The sequence below is a fragment of the Streptomyces celluloflavus genome (genome assembly GCA_000720995.1).
Lineage (GTDB): Bacteria > Actinomycetota > Actinomycetes > Streptomycetales > Streptomycetaceae > Streptomyces > Streptomyces celluloflavus.
In genome coordinates this window covers 1-15,386 of record JOEL01000063.1, presented here as the reverse complement: position 1 = coordinate 15,386, position 15,386 = coordinate 1, and the positions used below count along the sequence as shown (strand labels likewise).

14 protein-coding genes are annotated in these 15,386 nt (G+C 73.6%); 9 read left to right on the top strand and 5 right to left on the bottom strand.

What is annotated here, in order from left to right; genetic code table 11:
* Nucleotides 1-28 precede the first annotated feature (28 nt).
* Nucleotides 29-2,218: a DEAD/DEAH box helicase gene (locus IH09_RS32750; protein WP_052861190.1), complete on the bottom strand. Its 2,190-nt coding sequence runs from the start codon at nt 2,216-2,218 to the stop codon at nt 29-31.
* A 555-nt stretch (nt 2,219-2,773) separates the two neighbouring features.
* Here IH09_RS32750 and IH09_RS32745 point away from each other — a divergent pair.
* Nucleotides 2,774-3,511: a ferritin-like fold-containing protein gene (locus tag IH09_RS32745; RefSeq protein WP_052861189.1), complete on the top strand. Its 738-nt coding sequence runs from the start codon at nt 2,774-2,776 to the stop codon at nt 3,509-3,511.
* Nucleotides 3,512-3,619: 108 nt separating this feature from the next.
* Here the strand turns inward: IH09_RS32745 and IH09_RS32740 are convergent, their stop codons facing one another.
* From IH09_RS32740 to IH09_RS32725, 4 genes are all read right to left on the bottom strand, one after another.
* Entirely contained in the window at nt 3,620-3,889 is a 270-nt protein-coding gene (locus IH09_RS32740; RefSeq protein ID WP_052861188.1) for a hypothetical protein, read from the bottom strand.
* A gap of 246 nt (nt 3,890-4,135) precedes the next feature.
* Nucleotides 4,136-4,363 (bottom strand): DUF3107 domain-containing protein, encoded by a 228-nt coding sequence (locus tag IH09_RS32735; RefSeq protein WP_052861187.1) that lies wholly within the window; start codon nt 4,361-4,363, stop codon nt 4,136-4,138.
* 167 nt (nt 4,364-4,530) lie between these two features.
* Nucleotides 4,531-5,172, bottom strand: a complete 642-nt coding sequence (locus IH09_RS32730; RefSeq protein WP_052861186.1) for a TetR/AcrR family transcriptional regulator — start codon at nt 5,170-5,172, stop codon at nt 4,531-4,533.
* Nucleotides 5,173-5,320: 148 nt separating this feature from the next.
* Nucleotides 5,321-5,545, bottom strand: coding sequence for a hypothetical protein (locus IH09_RS32725; RefSeq protein WP_052861185.1), 225 nt, complete (start codon nt 5,543-5,545; stop codon nt 5,321-5,323).
* A 190-nt stretch (nt 5,546-5,735) separates the two neighbouring features.
* Between IH09_RS32725 and IH09_RS32720 the strand changes: the two genes are divergently transcribed.
* From IH09_RS32720 to IH09_RS32685, 8 genes are all read left to right on the top strand, one after another.
* The gene (locus IH09_RS32720) at nt 5,736-6,725 is read left to right on the top strand and encodes an alpha/beta fold hydrolase (protein WP_052861184.1); all 990 of its coding nucleotides are present in this window, start codon (nt 5,736-5,738) and stop codon (nt 6,723-6,725) included.
* A 161-nt stretch (nt 6,726-6,886) separates the two neighbouring features.
* Complete coding sequence (locus IH09_RS32715; RefSeq protein WP_052861183.1) at nt 6,887-8,233, top strand: DUF3152 domain-containing protein; 1,347 nt, start codon at nt 6,887-6,889, stop codon at nt 8,231-8,233.
* A 79-nt stretch (nt 8,234-8,312) separates the two neighbouring features.
* Nucleotides 8,313-8,405, top strand: coding sequence for an Ms4533A family Cys-rich leader peptide (locus tag IH09_RS40390; RefSeq protein WP_318279621.1), 93 nt, complete (start codon nt 8,313-8,315; stop codon nt 8,403-8,405).
* 203 nt (nt 8,406-8,608) lie between these two features.
* A complete protein-coding gene (locus IH09_RS32710; RefSeq protein ID WP_052861182.1) occupies nt 8,609-10,348 on the top strand; it encodes an ABC transporter substrate-binding protein in 1,740 nt (579 codons plus the stop codon).
* A 41-nt stretch (nt 10,349-10,389) separates the two neighbouring features.
* Nucleotides 10,390-11,481, top strand: coding sequence for an ABC transporter permease (locus IH09_RS32705; protein WP_110952738.1), 1,092 nt, complete (start codon nt 10,390-10,392; stop codon nt 11,479-11,481).
* Nucleotides 11,478-12,467 carry an ABC transporter permease gene (locus tag IH09_RS32700; RefSeq protein ID WP_052861181.1) on the top strand — a complete coding sequence of 330 codons (990 nt, stop codon included), beginning with the start codon at nt 11,478-11,480 and terminating at the stop codon, nt 12,465-12,467. Before IH09_RS32705 ends, IH09_RS32700 begins: the two co-directional genes overlap by 4 nt.
* Nucleotides 12,464-14,209: a dipeptide ABC transporter ATP-binding protein gene (locus tag IH09_RS32695; protein ID WP_052861180.1), complete on the top strand. Its 1,746-nt coding sequence runs from the start codon at nt 12,464-12,466 to the stop codon at nt 14,207-14,209. The genes IH09_RS32700 and IH09_RS32695 overlap by 4 nt, the downstream gene beginning before the upstream one ends.
* 738 nt (nt 14,210-14,947) lie before the next feature.
* A complete protein-coding gene (locus IH09_RS32685) occupies nt 14,948-15,310 on the top strand; it encodes a hypothetical protein (RefSeq protein WP_052861178.1) in 363 nt (120 codons plus the stop codon).
* Nucleotides 15,311-15,386 lie beyond the last annotated feature (76 nt).

The following is a 15,386-nucleotide window of genomic DNA, read 5'->3' as shown; positions in this document are numbered from 1 at the left end:
GGGCCGGGCCGTGGCGAACCACCAGGGGTCAGCTCTCGGGCGTCGCCTCGGGCGCGGCGGCCTTGGCGCGGCTGCGGCGCCGGACCGGCTTGGCCTCGGCGGCGGCCTCCGGGGCCTCCACCTCCGCCGCGGCCGGCTTGGCGGCGGCGGCCTTACGGGTCCGCTTGGGCTTGACCGGGGCGTCCTCGGCGGCGGTCGCGTCCGCCACCGGCTTCGCGGCGGCCTTGCGGGTGCGCTTCGGCTTGGCCGGAGCCGCCTCGGTGCCCTCGGCCGTCTCCACGGCCTCCACAGCGGCCTTGGCAGCCGCGGTCTTGCGGGTCCGCTTCGGCTTGACGGGGGCCTCGGCGGCAGCCGCCTCGGTGCCCTCGGCGGTGTCCACCGCGGTCTCCGCGGCGGCCTTGGCGGCGGCGGTCTTGCGGGTGCGCTTCGGCTTGGCGGGCGCCTCGTCGGCCGGTACGGCGGCCTCGACGGCCTCCGCCGCCGCGCTCTCCGCGGTGGCCTTCGCCGTGCTCCGGGTGCGCCGACGCGGCTTCGCGGGCGCCTCGGCCGGCTCCGTGACGGCCGCGGCCTCGGCCGCGACGGCGGTGCCCTCGACCGTGCCGACCGCGTCGGCGGCGGCCTCGGCGACAGCCTCGGGGCGGGCGGTACGGGTACGGCGCCGGCGCGGCTTGGCAGCGGGTGCCGCCGCGTCTTCGGCGGCCGGCGCGACCGCGACCGCAGCCGCGTCGGTCACCGTCTCCACAACCTCCACGGCCTCGGGCGCCGCGGCCGGGGCCGCACCACCCTGGGCCGCGCCACGGGTACGCCGACGGCGCCGCGGCTGGCGCGGTCCTTCGGTGCCCTCAGCGGTGTCCAGCGAACCGGAGGCCTTCGGCTCGGCGGTCTTCGCGTCGGTGGCCGTCGCCCCGGCATCCGCCAGCGACGTACCGCCACGGGTGCGCCGGCGCTGGCGCGGCGTACGGGTGCGCTCGGGGCGCTCCGCCACCACGGCGGCCGCGGTCTTGCGCGGACCGCGTCCCCGGCCGCCGGTCTCGCCGAGGTCCTCGACCTCTTCGGCGGCCAGTCCGGCCCGGGTGCGCTCGGCACGCGGCAGTATGCCCTTGGTGCCCGCCGGGATGTTGAGCAGCTCGTAGAGGTGCGGGGAGGTGGAGTACGTCTCCTCCGGCTCGTCGAACGGCAGGTCCAGCGCCTTGTTGATCAGCTTCCAGCGCGGGATGTCGTCCCAGTCGACGAGCGTGACCGCGGTGCCCTTGGCGCCCGCGCGGCCCGTCCGGCCGATGCGGTGCAGGTAGGTCTTCTCGTCCTCGGGCGACTGGTAGTTGATGACGTGCGTCACGCCCTCGACATCGATACCGCGGGCGGCGACATCGGTGCACACCAGCACGTCGACCTTGCCGTTGCGGAAGGCGCGCAGCGCCTGCTCGCGGGCGCCCTGGCCGAGGTCACCGTGGACCGCGCCGGACGCGAACCCGCGCTGGGCGAGCTGGTCGGCGATGTCGGCGGCGGTCCGCTTCGTCCGGCAGAAGACCATCGCCAGACCGCGGCCCTCGGCCTGGAGGACGCGGGCGACCAGCTCCGGCTTGTCCATGGAGTGCGCGCGGAAGATGTGCTGGGTGGTGTTGGCGACGGTCTGGCCGACGTCGTCCGGCGCGGCGGCGCGGATGTGCGTGGGCTGCGACATGTAGCGGCGGGCCAGCGAGATGACCTGGCCGGGCATGGTCGCGGAGAACAGCATCGTCTGCCGCTTGGCGGGCAGCAGCTGGATGATCCGCTCGACGTCGGGCAGGAAGCCCAGGTCGAGCATCTCGTCGGCCTCGTCCAGGACCAGGCTCTTGACCTCGGAGAGGTTGAGCTTCTTCTGGCCTGCCAGGTCCAGCAGCCGGCCGGGGGTGCCGACGACGACGTCGACGCCCTTCTTGAGCGCCTCGACCTGCGGCTCGTACGCGCGGCCGCCGTAGATGGCGAGCACCCGGACGTTGCGGACCTTGCCCGCGGTGAGCAGGTCGTTGGTGACCTGCTGGCACAGCTCGCGGGTCGGCACGACCACGAGGGCCTGCGGCGCCTCGGTCAGCTGCGCGGGCTTCGCGCGGCCCGCCTCGACGTCCGCGGGGACCGTGACGCGCTCAAGGAGCGGCAGGCCGAAGCCCAGGGTCTTGCCGGTGCCGGTCTTGGCCTGGCCGATGACGTCGCTGCCGGAGAGCGCGACGGGGAGGGTCATCTCCTGGATGGGAAAGGGGGACGTGATGCCGACGGCCTCAAGGGCCTCGGCGGTCTCGGGGAAAATCCCGAGCTCTCGGAACGTAGACAGAATCTTGCCTCTTCTGTGAGACGCGGCATGAGGCGGCGAAGGGGGTCGTACCGCACCGTCGTACGGGTTCGTACAGGAACCGGACCGATACGGGCCGGATGGCGCGGGACCACTGCCATCGCTCAGGCACTCCTGCCGCGAGCGGTGTCCCTCCTGCTGTGCGTACGTCTCGTACGCGCCGCGGGGGAGGGCGGTCGGTTTGAGGAGCCGATCGGGCCACCGACCGGGCATCCGCATTCATGGAACGACCCACCGATACTCGGCAGGCCCATACCACTGTACCCCGGATGCGCCGCGGCACCCGAAGGCTTGTATGAGCGAGCGGGACGGGCGGAAGGCGGGGCGGGGATCCGCCGCGGCGCGCTGCACCGCCGGAGCGCGGCGGCCGGGAGCCGTTCGCGCAGGTGCGGCGGGGGCGGTGGCCGCGGCCTTCCCCCGGCCGCCGGGCGGGCTATTGTGCCGGTCATGGAGACGCCTGACAACGCCGCTGCTGACGTGCAAGAACACACCGGGATCGCCGCCCAGGACTGGGAGCGGGCATCCGCCGATCCGCAGTACCGGGCCGCCGTGATCGATCTGCTCGGCGCACTCGCGTACGGCGAGCTGTCCGCCTTCGAGCGCCTGGCCGAGGACGCCAAGCTCGCGCCGACCATGGACGACAAGGCCGAACTGGCCAAGATGGCCTCGGCCGAATTCCACCACTTCGAGCGGCTGCGGGACCGGCTCGCGCAGATCGAGGCGGAGCCGAACGAGGCGATGGAGCCGTTCGCCGCCGCGCTGGACGAGTTCCACCGCCAGACCGCGCCGTCGGACTGGCTGGAGGGCCTGGTCAAGGCGTATGTCGGCGACTCGATCGCCAGTGACTTCTACCGCGAGGTCGCGGCCCGGCTGGACTCCGACACCCGCGGTCTGGTGCTGACGGTGCTGGACGACACCGGGCACGCCACCTTCGCCGTGGAGAAGGTCCGCGCGGCGATCGACGCCGAGCCGCGGGTCGGCGGGCGGCTCGCGCTGTGGGCGCGCCGGCTCATGGGCGAGGCGCTCTCGCAGGCGCAGCGGGTGGTCGCGGACCGCGACGCGCTCTCCACGATGCTGGTCGGCGGGGTGGCCGACGGTTTCGATCTGGCCGAGGTCGGGCGGATGTTCTCGCGTATCACCGAGGCGCACACCAAGCGGATGGCGGCGCTGGGGCTGGCGGCGTAACGACCCGGGAGCGGCGGGCCGCCGGCCGTCCGGCGGCCCGGGGTCACTGCCCCGCCCGCTCCGGTGTCCGGCCGGACCGGTGTCCCGTACGGCCGGTCCGGACGCGCGTCAGGCCGTCGCGGACCGGCGCAGCCGGCTGTGCGGCGGGCGGATCAGCACCGACAGCAGTGCCACGCCCATGGCCAGGGCGGCGAACAGCACCTGGACGCTGTGGGCGGGACCCAGGATCGAACGGGTCACCAGCGCCCCGAAGAGCGCGGCGACCGGGCCGGTGGCCAGCGTCAGGGTGCGCACGGGGAAGCGGTCGGCGAGCCAGTGCACGGCGGCCAGGGCGATGACGAATCCGACGATCACGGCGCCGAGCGCTTCCCAGATCATGGTGTTCCCTCCCGCGTCACAAGGCCGGCCGGACGAGCGAGCCGGTCGTAGGCGGTCGTACCCAGGGGGCACCGTCAGCAACCCTTTCACCATGGATGGCCTGCGGGCCGGGCGCGGCCGCGACTTCACGGACGTCAGCGACTGCCCCGACGCATGCGAACGGCGGTCCGGAGAGAGCTTCTCTCCGGACCGCCGTCCGTGTCGTGCTGTCGCGGGCGCCCTGTGCGGCGCCCCCTGCTCACCCGCTCAGAGCGCGCCGAATCCGACCTTGCGGACGGCCTGCTCGCCGATCTCCACGTAGGCCAGCCGGTCCGCCGGGACCAGAACCTTGCGACCGTGGTCGTCCACCAGGCTCAGCAGCTGCGACTTGCCGCCGAGTGCGTCAGCCACCGCGCGCTCGACCTCTTCAGCAGACTGCGCGCTCTCCAGAACGATCTCGCGGGGCGCGTGCTGCACGCCGATCTTGACCTCCACGGCTTATGTCCCTCCGACGGTCAGTTGGGTGCGCGGCCATCCGCGCCGTACGCAGCACACATTAGCCCGGTACGGGGACGGACAGGACGCCGCGGGGAACGCCGGCAGCGAACACACACCGCGTGGGGTGCCTCCGGCGCCGCCGTCGGCGTCCCGTCCGGGGCGGGTCAGTGGGCGTCGGTGCCGTGCAGCGGGAAACCGGCGATGCCCTTCCAGGCGAGTGAGGTCAGCAGCTGCACCGCGGTCTCGCGGGGTACCTCGCTCTCCGAGGAGAGCCAGTAGCGCGCGACGACCTGGGAGACCCCGCCCAGCCCCACGGCCAGCAGCATCGACTCGTCCCGGGACAGGCCGGTGTCCTCGGCGATCACCGCGCTGATCGCCTCGGCGCACTCCAGCGAGACCTTGTCCACCCGCTCGCGGACGGCCGGCTCGTTGGTGAGATCCGACTCGAAGACCAGCCGGAAGGCGCCGCCCGGGTCCTCGACGTACGCGAAGTAGGCGTCCATCGTCGCCGCGACCCGCAGCTTGTTCTCGGTCGTCGACGCCAGCGCGGTGCGCACCGAGTGCAGCAGGGACTCGCAGTGCTGGTCCAGCAGCGCGAGGTAGAGCTCCAGCTTGCCCGGGAAGTGCTGGTAGAGCACCGGCTTGCTGACGCCCGCCCGCTCGGCGATGTCGTCCATCGCGGCCGCGTGGTAACCCTGCGCGACGAATACTTCCTGGGCGGCGCCCAGAAGCTGGTTGCGCCGGGCTCGGCGTGGCAGACGTGTGCCTCGTGGGCGTGCCGCCTCGGTCTGCTCGATGGCGCTCACGCTGCCTCCCAGAAGTGGTTCCGTACGCGGCGTCCGCAAGACGGGGCGCCGCGCCCGCCATCGTACTTTTGGGTAACCCGGCTGTGCGTGGTCCCAGGCGAGAAAATCTCCCCGGGATCGCTGTGGGAAGCCGACATAACGGGCCAGGTCATCGGTATTCGTCTTCGTTGAGCTCCACGACGCGGGACTGCTCCGCGCGGTCCGCTTCGTTCGCGGAGTCCGGATCGGTGCCGGTCAGCGCCTCGTCGCGATGCGGAGCGAGGTCCGCGTGCTGTTCCGCGGCGTCCGCTTCCGGGGCCTCCACGTCGAACTCCGCCGCGTCGTTGGCGTCGTCCTCGCCGAAGGTGTCCGGGTCGCTCGGGTCGACGGGCATGGTGGCTCCCTTTCTCGCGCGCTCACGCGCCTTCTCGCACTCCGGCCCGGCCGGCGGGTGGCCGGCCGGAAGCGGGGGCCGGGGCGGCTGCCCTTGACTACGAGCCTAGGAGAACGGCTGCGGCCGCGCGATACGGTGTGTGACGGCGAACACATGATCGGCGGCGTGATCATCTCGTAACATCGATGTCATGTCTTCGACCGAGTCGCCGGACACCCGGGCCGCCGCCCTCCCCGTGCCGCCAGCCGGCCCCGGCCCCCGGGCGGGTGCGGGGGAGACGGTGCGCACCGTGACCCTGCCGGGCCTGACGCTGACCGTGCGGACCCCCGACGCCCCGGACGGCGCCGCGGCGGACCGCGCGCCCGCGCTCTACGTCCACGGCCTCGGCGGCTCCTCGCAGAACTGGTCCGCCCTGATGCCGCTGCTCGCCGACCGGGTGGCCGGTGAGGCGCTCGACCTGCCCGGCTTCGGTACCGCGCCGCCGCCGGACGACGGCAACTACTCCCTCTCCGCGCAGGCCCGTGCCGTCATCCGCCACCTCGACGCGGCCGGCCGCGGCCCGGTGCACCTGGTCGGCAACTCGATGGGCGGCGCCACGGCGACCCGGGTGGCGGCGGTGCGCCCGGACCTCGTCCGCACCCTGACGCTGATCTCGCCCGCGCTGCCCGAACTGCCGCCGCAGCTGTCGGCGTTGCCGACGGCGCTGCTCGCGGTCCCGGGCGCCACCCGGCTCTTCGGCCGGATGACCCGGGACTGGACGCCCGAGCGGCGCGCCCGCGAGGTGCTGGCGCTCTGCTACGGCGACCCCCGCCGGGTCACCCCCGAAGGGCTCGGCGCGGCCGTCGACGAATACGCGCAACGGCGTGAACTCCCTTATGCCTGGGAGGCTTTCGAGCGTTCCACGCGCGGACTGGTGAACGCGTACACGCTCGGCGGGCAGCACGGGCTGTGGCGTCAGGCGGAGCGGGTGCTGGCGCCGACCCTTCTCGTCTACGGTGGACGCGACCGCCTGGTCTCCTACCGGATGGCACGGCGGGCGGCCGCGGCGTTCCGCGGTTCGCGGCTGCTGACGCTGCCGGAGGCGGGGCATGTGGCGATGATGGAGTATCCGGAGGCGGTGGCGCGGGCCTTCCGCGAGCTGCTCGACGACGATGAATCCGCTGACGCGGACAGGAGCTGATTGGCCCAGTGGGACGCCATAGCCGCCGAGGCCGGCCGGAGAGCGCAGCACCGACTCCCGGGACGGCCGGTCCTTCCGGCGGGCCCGGTGACGGCGTGCCGGGCGGTGGGGAACCCGCACCCGGGTCCGGGCGCCGACGGCGCGGCCCGGCGGGCGACGGTATGCCGGACGGCCCGCGGCTGACGGTGCCCGCGCCGCGCACCGCGCACCGCGGCGGCGCCCTTCGGCCCGAACGCCATGAGGCGGACGGCGGCTGGGGCGCGCCCCCGGCGACGCCGGCGCACGGCGTGCCGGCCGTGCCCCGCCCGCGCATGCCCGAGCCGGCGGGCGGCGGGTACGGCGACCGGCCCGGTGCGCCGGGCATGCCGGGTGCCGTGGGTGCGGACGGCTTCGGAGCCGCCGCCGGCCCGGGAGGCGCCGGGACGCTCACGGGCCAGGTCAACGGGCCCTCGGTGGGCGGGAGTTCGCCGAGCGCCGAGGTGGCCGGGAATCCGCTGTCCGGGTCCGGCCAGGTGCCGGGGCCGCGTCGTGAGTACGTGGAGGCGTTCGCCGAGGACCGCGACCGTGGCGGCGATGGTGACGGCGGGGATACGTACGGCGGGCGGGTCGGCGACGCGCCGGGCGGCAGGCCGCCCGTGACGGATACAGCGGACGCGGCGGACGGGGCGGAGCCGCTCGCCGGGGCGGACACCGGCGGCAGGAAGGGCACCAAGGGCCGGACGCTCACCGGTGTGGCGGCCGCGGCCGTGACGACGGTGCTCGCGGTGGTCGTCGCCGGACAGGTCGCCGACCAGCACGCGGACGGCGGCGCGGCGCAGGCGAGCAGCGGGCAGGGCCGGGTGGACGGGACCGACGGCCAGGCCAGCCGGTCGCAGGCCCGGCCGACGAAGGACGCCGCACCCGTCACGTACGACGAGAAGATGGCCCATCTCTTCCCGCTGGCCGAGAAGATGACGGCCCGTGGCACGTTCACGACGGTCGGCCGCGACGCCAAGGCGCCCGGCCGCGGGCAGGTGCTGCGCTATCGGGTCGACATCGAGGACGGACTGCCGCTGGACGGCGAGCTGTTCGCCGACGCGGTGCACAAAACCCTCAACGACGACCGGAGCTGGGCACACGACGGACGCCGGACCTTCCAGCGGGTGGGCTCCGGCCACGCCGACTTCGTGATCACGCTGGCGAGCCCGGGGACGACCGCGGTGTGGTGTGCCAAATCGGGTCTCGACACGTCCGAGGAGAACGTCTCCTGCGATTCGGCGGCGACCGAACGCGTCATGATCAACGCGTACCGGTGGGCGGAGGGCGCGACGACCTACAGCCGCGACGAGCTGTTCGCCTACCGCCAGATGCTGATCAACCACGAGGTCGGCCACCGGCTCGGACACAACCACGAGGGCTGCACCAAGCAGGGCGCGCTCGCTCCCGTGATGATGCAGCAGACGAAGTTCCTGACGACGAAGGGCCTGACCTGCCGGCCCAACTCCTGGCCGTTCCCCACCGAGCGGTGACCCGCCGGAGATGAGACAAGGTGTCTCTCATCGCGAGACACCTTTGCCAGGGACCGAATATTCGTTCAATGTTCTGCGCATGCCGCACCGTCACGTCTCCGCACACGCCGCCATCGAGCTGGCGCTGATCGGCGTGTCCGTGCAGTCCGTGGCCGACATCGACTGTCGCTGAGGCCCCACCCCGGTTCCCCCAGGACGCGGCCCCGGCCGTGCGAGTGACACGGCACGGTGCCGGTCGCGTCCCCGGGCCGGGACATTCCCCCGCGTCACCGCGTAAGGCATCTCTCCACGCGTCCGCAGGGGCGGCCTCGCGCGCCATCGCGCCCTCCCTGCCGCCTTCTGCGGGTGCCCCCGCTGCGAAAGGCGAACACCGCCATGGCCGAGCCCGCCCACCCCCGTCAGCCGTCCGCCACCGCGCGCCGCGTCGCCGCGGCCGCCACGACCGCCGCGCTGGCCGTCGGCGCCGTCGCCTGCGGACCCAAGGACGGCACGGACCGGGGCGGCGCGGGGGACGCGCCGAAGAAGGGCGGCACGCTGACCGTCCTGAACTCCGAGCCGCAGAACAACTTCGACCCCGCGCGCCTGTACACCTCGGGCGGCGGCAAGGTGCCGACGCTGGTCTTCCGTACGCTGACCACCCGCAACCGCGAGAACGGCGCGGCCGGCGCCAAGGCCGTACCGGACCTCGCCACCGACACCGGGCGGCCCAGCGAGAACGCCACCGTGTGGACGTACACCCTCAAGGACGGCCTGAAGTTCGAGGACGGCTCGCCGATCACCAGCGCCGACATCAAATACGGCATCGAGCGGTCCTTCGCCGCCGAACTCTCCGGCGGCGCCCCGTACCTGCGGGACTGGCTGGTCGGCGGCGAGGACTACCAGGGGCCCTACAAGGACAAGTCCGAGGACGGCCTGAAATCCATCGAGACGCCCGACAAGAAAACCCTTGTCTTCCATCTGAAGAAGCCCGAAGGGGAATTCCCGCTGCTGGCGACGCAGACGCAGTTCGCGCCGGTGCCGCGGAACAAGGACACCGGCACGAAATACGAGGAACACCCCGTCTCCTCGGGCCCCTACAAGGTCGTCAAGAACACCGGTGACGGCGAGCGCATTCTGCTGGCGCGCAACGAACACTGGTCACAGAGCACGGACAAGCAGCGGCACGCCTATCCGGACACCATCGAGGTGACCTCCGGCCTCGACCCGGCCGTCATCAACCAGCGGCTCTCCACCGGAGCGGGCGCGGACGCCGCCGCCGTCACCACCGACACCAACCTCGGCCCCGCCGAACTCGCCCAGATCGCGGGCGACAGGGAACTGCAGAAACGGGTCGGCACCGGCCGCTTCGGCTACACCAATTACCTCGCCTTCAACCCGAAGGTGAAGCCCTTCGACGATCCGAAGGTGCGGCAGGCGATCTCCTATGCGATCAACCGGCAGAGCGTGGTGAACGCGGCCGGCGGCTCCTCCCTCGCCGAGCCCGCCACCACCTTCCTGCCGAACCAGAAATCCTTCGGCTACACGCCCGACGACCCCTTCCCGGCCGGCCGCACCGGAAATCCGGAGAAGGCAAAGGAATTGCTGAAGGAAGCGGGCCACGAAAGCGGGCTGACCCTCACCCTCACGCATTCCACCGCCAAGAACTTCGCCACCAGCCCGGAAGTCGCCACCGCCGTCCAGGAGTCGCTCAAGAAGGCCGGTATCACCGTCAAGCTGGCGGGCCTGGAGGACAACGACTACAAGAACAAGATCCACAGCCTCACGGACGAACCGGGGCTCTTCCTCGCCGGCTGGGGCGCCGACTGGCCGTCCGGCGGACCGTTCCTCGCACCGATCTACGACGGCCGGCAGATCGTCAAGGACGCGTACAACTTCAACCACGCGCAGCTCGACGACAAGGCCGTCAACCAGGAGATCGACGAGATCAACAAGCTGACCGACCTCGACGCGGCCGCCCGGCGGTGGGGCGCGCTGGACAAGAAGATCGGCGCGCAGGCCCTCTCCGTCCCGCTGTTCCACCCCGTCTACAAGCGGCTCTACGGCAAGGACGTCAAGAACATCGTGATCAGCGACTGGGACGGTGTGCTCGACATCTCCCAGGTCTCGGTCAAGTAGGGCCGGGCGTACGGAAGATGACGGCATATCAGAGATCCGGGATGGTGCGGCGGCTACGGGCCCGCCCGTCGGCCGTCGCGGCCGCCGCCGTCCTGGTGGTGCTCGCCCTGCTGGCCCTCGGCGCGCCCCTGCTGTCGGCGCTGGCCGGCCAGGACCCCACCACCTACCACGACGACCTCATCGACTCGGCGCGCGGCGGCGTGCCGGTCGGCCCGTACGGCGGGATCAGCGGCGACCACTGGCTGGGCGTCGAACCGGGCACCGGCCGCGACCTGTTCGCCCGGCTGCTGTACGGGGCCCGGGTCTCCCTGCTGGTGGCGCTCGGCGCGACCGTCGTCCAGGTACTGATCGGGGTCACGGTGGGCCTGGCGGCCGGTTTCGGCAGCCGGTTCGCCGACACCGTCCTCAGCCGCCTCACCGATGTCCTGGTGGCGCTGCCGATGCTGGTCTTCGCCGTCGCGCTGACCGCCGTCGTACCGGTCGGCTTCCCCCGCCCGCTGCTGCTGGTCCTCGTCATCGGGCTGCTCAACTGGGGCGGCACCTCACGGATCGTGCGGGCCCAGACGCTGTCGCTGAAGAAACTGGACCATGTGGCGGCGGCCCGGCTGGGCGGCGCCACGCCCTGGCGGGTCGCGCGGCGCGAACTGCTGCCCGCACTGGCCGCACCGGTGATCACCTACGCGGCGATCCTGGTGCCGACCAACATCGTCGTCGAGGCGTCGCTGTCGTTCCTGGGCATCGGCGTCACCCCGCCCACCTCGTCCTGGGGCCAGATGCTGTCCACCGCCACGACATGGTTCCGGGCCGACCCCCTGTACGTCCTGCTCCCCGCCGGCTGCCTCTTCGTGACCGTCCTGGCGTTCACCGTGCTGGGGGACGCGATCCGCACCGCCCTCGATCCGCGCGAGAGCTCCCGGCTGCGCGTCGGCACCCGCGGCGGCTCCCGGGGCGCGCGGCGCACGGCCGCCGCCACGACGGGAGCGACGCATACGACAGCGACGGATACGACAGCGACGCATACGACAGCGACGCATACGACAGCGACGGATACGACAGTGACGGATACGGCAGCGGCGGACACACCTGCGCCGCCCGCCGGACCGGACCGGCCGACCCGGGAGGCCGCCGTATGACCGGCTACGTCCTGCGCAGAGCGGGCGGCGCGCTCATCGTCCTCTTCCTGCTCTCCGTCCTCGTCTACCTCCTCTTCTACGTCGCCCCCGGCGACCCCGCCACCCTCGCCTGCGGACCGCGCTGCAACGCCGAACAGATCCGCCAGGTACGCGAGCAGCTCAACCTCGGCGAACCCCTGCCGACGCAGTACCTGCACTTCCTCCAGGGCATCGTGGCGGGCCGCGACTACTCCACCGGAACCGGCGTACTGCACTGCCCGGCGCCCTGCTTCGGGCTCTCGTACCGCAACGACCAGCCGGTCACCGAACTGCTCGCCGCCCGGCTGCCGGTCACCGCCTCCCTCGCGTTCGGCGCGATGGTGCTGTGGCTGCTGCTCGGCGTCGGCACCGGACTGCTCTCCGCGCTGCGCCGCGGCGGCATCACCGAACGGGTGCTGACCGTACTCACCCTCGCCGGCACCGCCACCCCGGTCTTCATCACCGGACTGCTCCTGCTGATGATCTTCTGCGCCGCCCTGCAGTGGCTGCCGTTCCCGTCCTATGTGCCGCTGTCCGAGGACCCCGAGCAGTGGGCCTGGAACCTGCTCCTGCCCTGGACCACGCTGGCCCTGCTGGAATCCGCCAAGTACGCCCGGCTGACCCGCTCCTCGACCCTGGAGACACTGGCCGAGGACCATATCCGCACCTTCCGCGCCTACGGCGTCCGGGAACGGTCGGTCATCGGCCGGCACGCATTGCGCGGCGCGCTGCCGCCGGTCATCGCGCTCAACGCCGTCGACCTCGGCACGATGTTCGGCGGCGCGATGCTCACCGAGACCCTCTTCGGCCTGCCCGGCCTCGGCCAGCTGCTGGTCCAGTCGGTGCGGACGGTGGACCTGCCGGTCGTCGTCGCGGCGGTGCTCGGCATCGGCGCGGCCGTCGTCCTCGCCAACGCCGTCGCCGACGTCCTGTACGCACTCGCCGACCGAAGGGTGGCCCTCAGATGACCGCCGCACTGGTCGAGGTCCGCGACCTCACCGTCACCTTCCCGGCCGGCGACGCCCCGGGCACCCCGGGGACCGGGGTACGGGCCGTCGACGGGCTCTCCTTCACGCTCGCCCCCGGCCGCGCGCTGGGCATCGTGGGGGAGTCCGGCTCGGGCAAGTCCACCGTCGCCGCCGCCCTGCTGGACCTGCACCGGGGCACCGGCGCACGGGTCGAGGGCACCGTCCGCGTCGACGGCCTGGACGTGCTCACCGCCCCGGAACCGCGGCTGCGGCGGCTGCGCGGCGGGACCGCCGCGATGATCTTCCAGGACCCGCTGTCCTCCCTGGACCCGTACTACGCCGTCGGCGACCAGATCGCCGAGGTCTACCGGGTGCACCGGCCGGACGCCTCGCGGCGCACCGCCCGTGCCCGCGCCGTCGCCGCGCTCGACCGGGTCGGCATCGCGGACGCGGCCCGCCGCGCCCGCGCCCGGCCGCACGAGTTCAGCGGCGGGATGCGGCAGCGCGCACTGATCGCCATGGCGCTGGCCTGCGCGCCGCGGCTGATGATCGCCGACGAGCCGACCACCGCGCTGGACGTGACGGTCCAGGCCCAGATCCTCGACCTGCTGCACGACCTGCGGGCCGAGACGGGCATGGGCCTGATCCTGGTCACCCACGACCTCGGCGTGGTGGCCGGCGGGGTGGACGACGTCCTGGTGATGCGGGCCGGCCGCGCCGTCGAACACGGCCCGGTCGGCGAGGTGCTGGGCGCCCCGCGCGCGCCCTACACCAAGGACCTGCTGGCGGCGGTGCCACGGATCGACGCGGTACGCGGCGGAGCGGGGGAGCCGCCCGCGCCGCCCGTGCCGCGCACCGCGCCGTCGGCCCCGTCCGGCCCGTCCGGTCCCGTCCCCGGCGAGGTGCTGCTCGAAGCCACCGGTCTGCGCCGGGAGTTCGGGCGGCGCGGGAGCCGGACCACCGCCGTCCAGGACGTCTCGCTGACCGTACGCGCCGGGGAGACCGTCGGCCTGGTCGGCGAATCGGGCAGCGGCAAGACGACCGTCGGCCGGATGCTGGTACGCCTCCTGGACCCCACCGCCGGCACGCTGCGCTACCGGGGCCGCGACATCGGCCGCCTCGGGGAGCGCGAACTGCGGCCCCTGCGCGGCGAGTTGCAGATGGTCTTCCAGGACCCGGTCTCCTCGCTCAACCCGCGGCGCACCATCGGCGAGTCGGTGGCCGACCCGCTGCGCGCCGCCGGTGAGCTGGACGACGCGGGGATCGGGCGCCGCGCACGGGAACTGCTGGAGCGGGTCGGGCTGGACCCGGCCTGGTACCACCGCTATCCGCACGAGTTCAGCGGCGGCCAGCGCCAACGGGTCGGTATCGCCCGCGCACTCGCCCCGTCGCCCCGGCTGCTGATCTGCGACGAACCGGTCTCCGCGCTGGACGTGACCACCCAGGCGCAGGTGATCGCGCTGCTCGGCGAACTCCGGCGGGAGCTGGGCCTGGCCATGGTCTTCATCGCGCACGACCTCGCCGTCGTACGGGCGGTCAGCGACCGCGTCGCGGTGATGCGGGCGGGCCGGATCGTGGAGGAAGGGCCGGTCGACACCGTGTACGACCACCCGCGGCACCCCTACACCCAGGGGCTGCTGGCGGCCGTGCCCGTACTCGATCCGCGGGTCGCGGCGGACCGGCGGGCACTGCGCGGCGCCGCCGCCCAGGAGACGCGACCACCCTCTCTGTCCGCCACATAGCGCGTTGAAACGCCCTCCGGGGCGAAAAGTTACGAGCGTTCACCCCTTCCGGTGGTGCGACGGACAACCGTCCATCGCGCCACCGGCCCCTCTGCGTAGCTTCTTTCTACCGGTGACGGCGAGCCGCCGCGCCGGGGACGCCGAGAGGCAGAACGGGGGTGCGGACGTGCGAATCGGCTTGTTCGGCAAGGCTGACCGACCCGCTGCGGCCGGTGCGGCGCGCGGAGGGTGCGACCGGCTCGCGCGCGGGCTCACGGACCGGAAGCCCCAGTCCGGCTTCGCGCGCCGCGCCCTGACCGGCGCCGCCCTTCCCGGACCGCCGGCCAAACGCTTCTTCGGCACTCCGTTCCCGGTCACCGCGTACGGGCCGCGGCCGCGCGGGCACCACCTCACACGCGCCGCCCCGCACCCGGGTACGCCGACGCCCGCGCGTCCCGGTACCCCGGAGCGCCGGGCCCGGCCGGCCGCCGCGCCCCGGTCGCGCGCACTGTTCACGGCCGCCCTGCGCACCGCCGCACGGTTCACGGCCGCGGTACGCGCCGCCGTCCTGCGCGCCGTGGTCCCGCGCACCGCCGGGCGGGCGGATACGGCATTTCGTGGCATCTGCCCGGCGCAGCTCTTCTCCGCCCCGCACCGCGTCCGGCGGTGCCGTCCCGCCCGACCGGGTGCCCCGGCGGGCGATACCGGCGGGGGCGGGCGGGGCGGCGCGGTGAGGCGGTCACGGCGAAGGAGACGGACATGACGGTGGTGACGCTGATGACGAGCGCGGTGGACGTGATGTGCGCGATGGGCGTGGTGGGCGTGGCAGTGGTGACCGGTATGGCCGACGTGGCACACGGCGGCGGACGCCACGGGGACCGCCCCGGTGGCCGACGGAACGGTGCGACGCCCTGCGCCGGCGCCCGCCCCCGTAACCACCGCACCGGCAGCCCCGGCTGTCCCGGTCGTACGCGGCCCGTGACCGCCGTGACCGCCGGCCGCGGCCTCCCGAGCCGCCCCGGCAGCACCGACTGTCGTCCGATCCCTCTACCGCGCGCGCTCACCGGCACCCGCGCGCCCGCGCCCACGTCCTCCGCCATCGCGGAGGCGGACCGGCCGTGACCCTCCGGATACCCGCCGACCCCCACCCCGGTCGGCGACCCCGCCCGGCACCCCCACCCGGGCACCCCCGCCCCAC

Coding starts and splice junctions, on each gene's coding strand:
- IH09_RS32750 (WP_052861190.1), bottom strand. CDS start 2,218: ATGACCCTCCCCGTCGCGCTCTCCGGCAGCGACGTCATCGGCCAGGCC.
- IH09_RS32745 (WP_052861189.1), top strand. CDS start 2,774: ATGGAGACGCCTGACAACGCCGCTGCTGACGTGCAAGAACACACCGGG.
- IH09_RS32740 (WP_052861188.1), bottom strand. CDS start 3,889: ATGATCTGGGAAGCGCTCGGCGCCGTGATCGTCGGATTCGTCATCGCC.
- IH09_RS32725 (WP_052861185.1), bottom strand. CDS start 5,545: ATGCCCGTCGACCCGAGCGACCCGGACACCTTCGGCGAGGACGACGCC.
- IH09_RS32720 (WP_052861184.1), top strand. CDS start 5,736: ATGTCTTCGACCGAGTCGCCGGACACCCGGGCCGCCGCCCTCCCCGTG.
- IH09_RS32715 (WP_052861183.1), top strand. CDS start 6,887: ATGCCGGACGGCCCGCGGCTGACGGTGCCCGCGCCGCGCACCGCGCAC.
- IH09_RS40390 (WP_318279621.1), top strand. CDS start 8,313: ATGCCGCACCGTCACGTCTCCGCACACGCCGCCATCGAGCTGGCGCTG.
- IH09_RS32710 (WP_052861182.1), top strand. CDS start 8,609: ATGGCCGAGCCCGCCCACCCCCGTCAGCCGTCCGCCACCGCGCGCCGC.
- IH09_RS32705 (WP_110952738.1), top strand. CDS start 10,390: ATGGTGCGGCGGCTACGGGCCCGCCCGTCGGCCGTCGCGGCCGCCGCC.
- IH09_RS32700 (WP_052861181.1), top strand. CDS start 11,478: ATGACCGGCTACGTCCTGCGCAGAGCGGGCGGCGCGCTCATCGTCCTC.
- IH09_RS32695 (WP_052861180.1), top strand. CDS start 12,464: ATGACCGCCGCACTGGTCGAGGTCCGCGACCTCACCGTCACCTTCCCG.
- IH09_RS32685 (WP_052861178.1), top strand. CDS start 14,948: ATGACGGTGGTGACGCTGATGACGAGCGCGGTGGACGTGATGTGCGCG.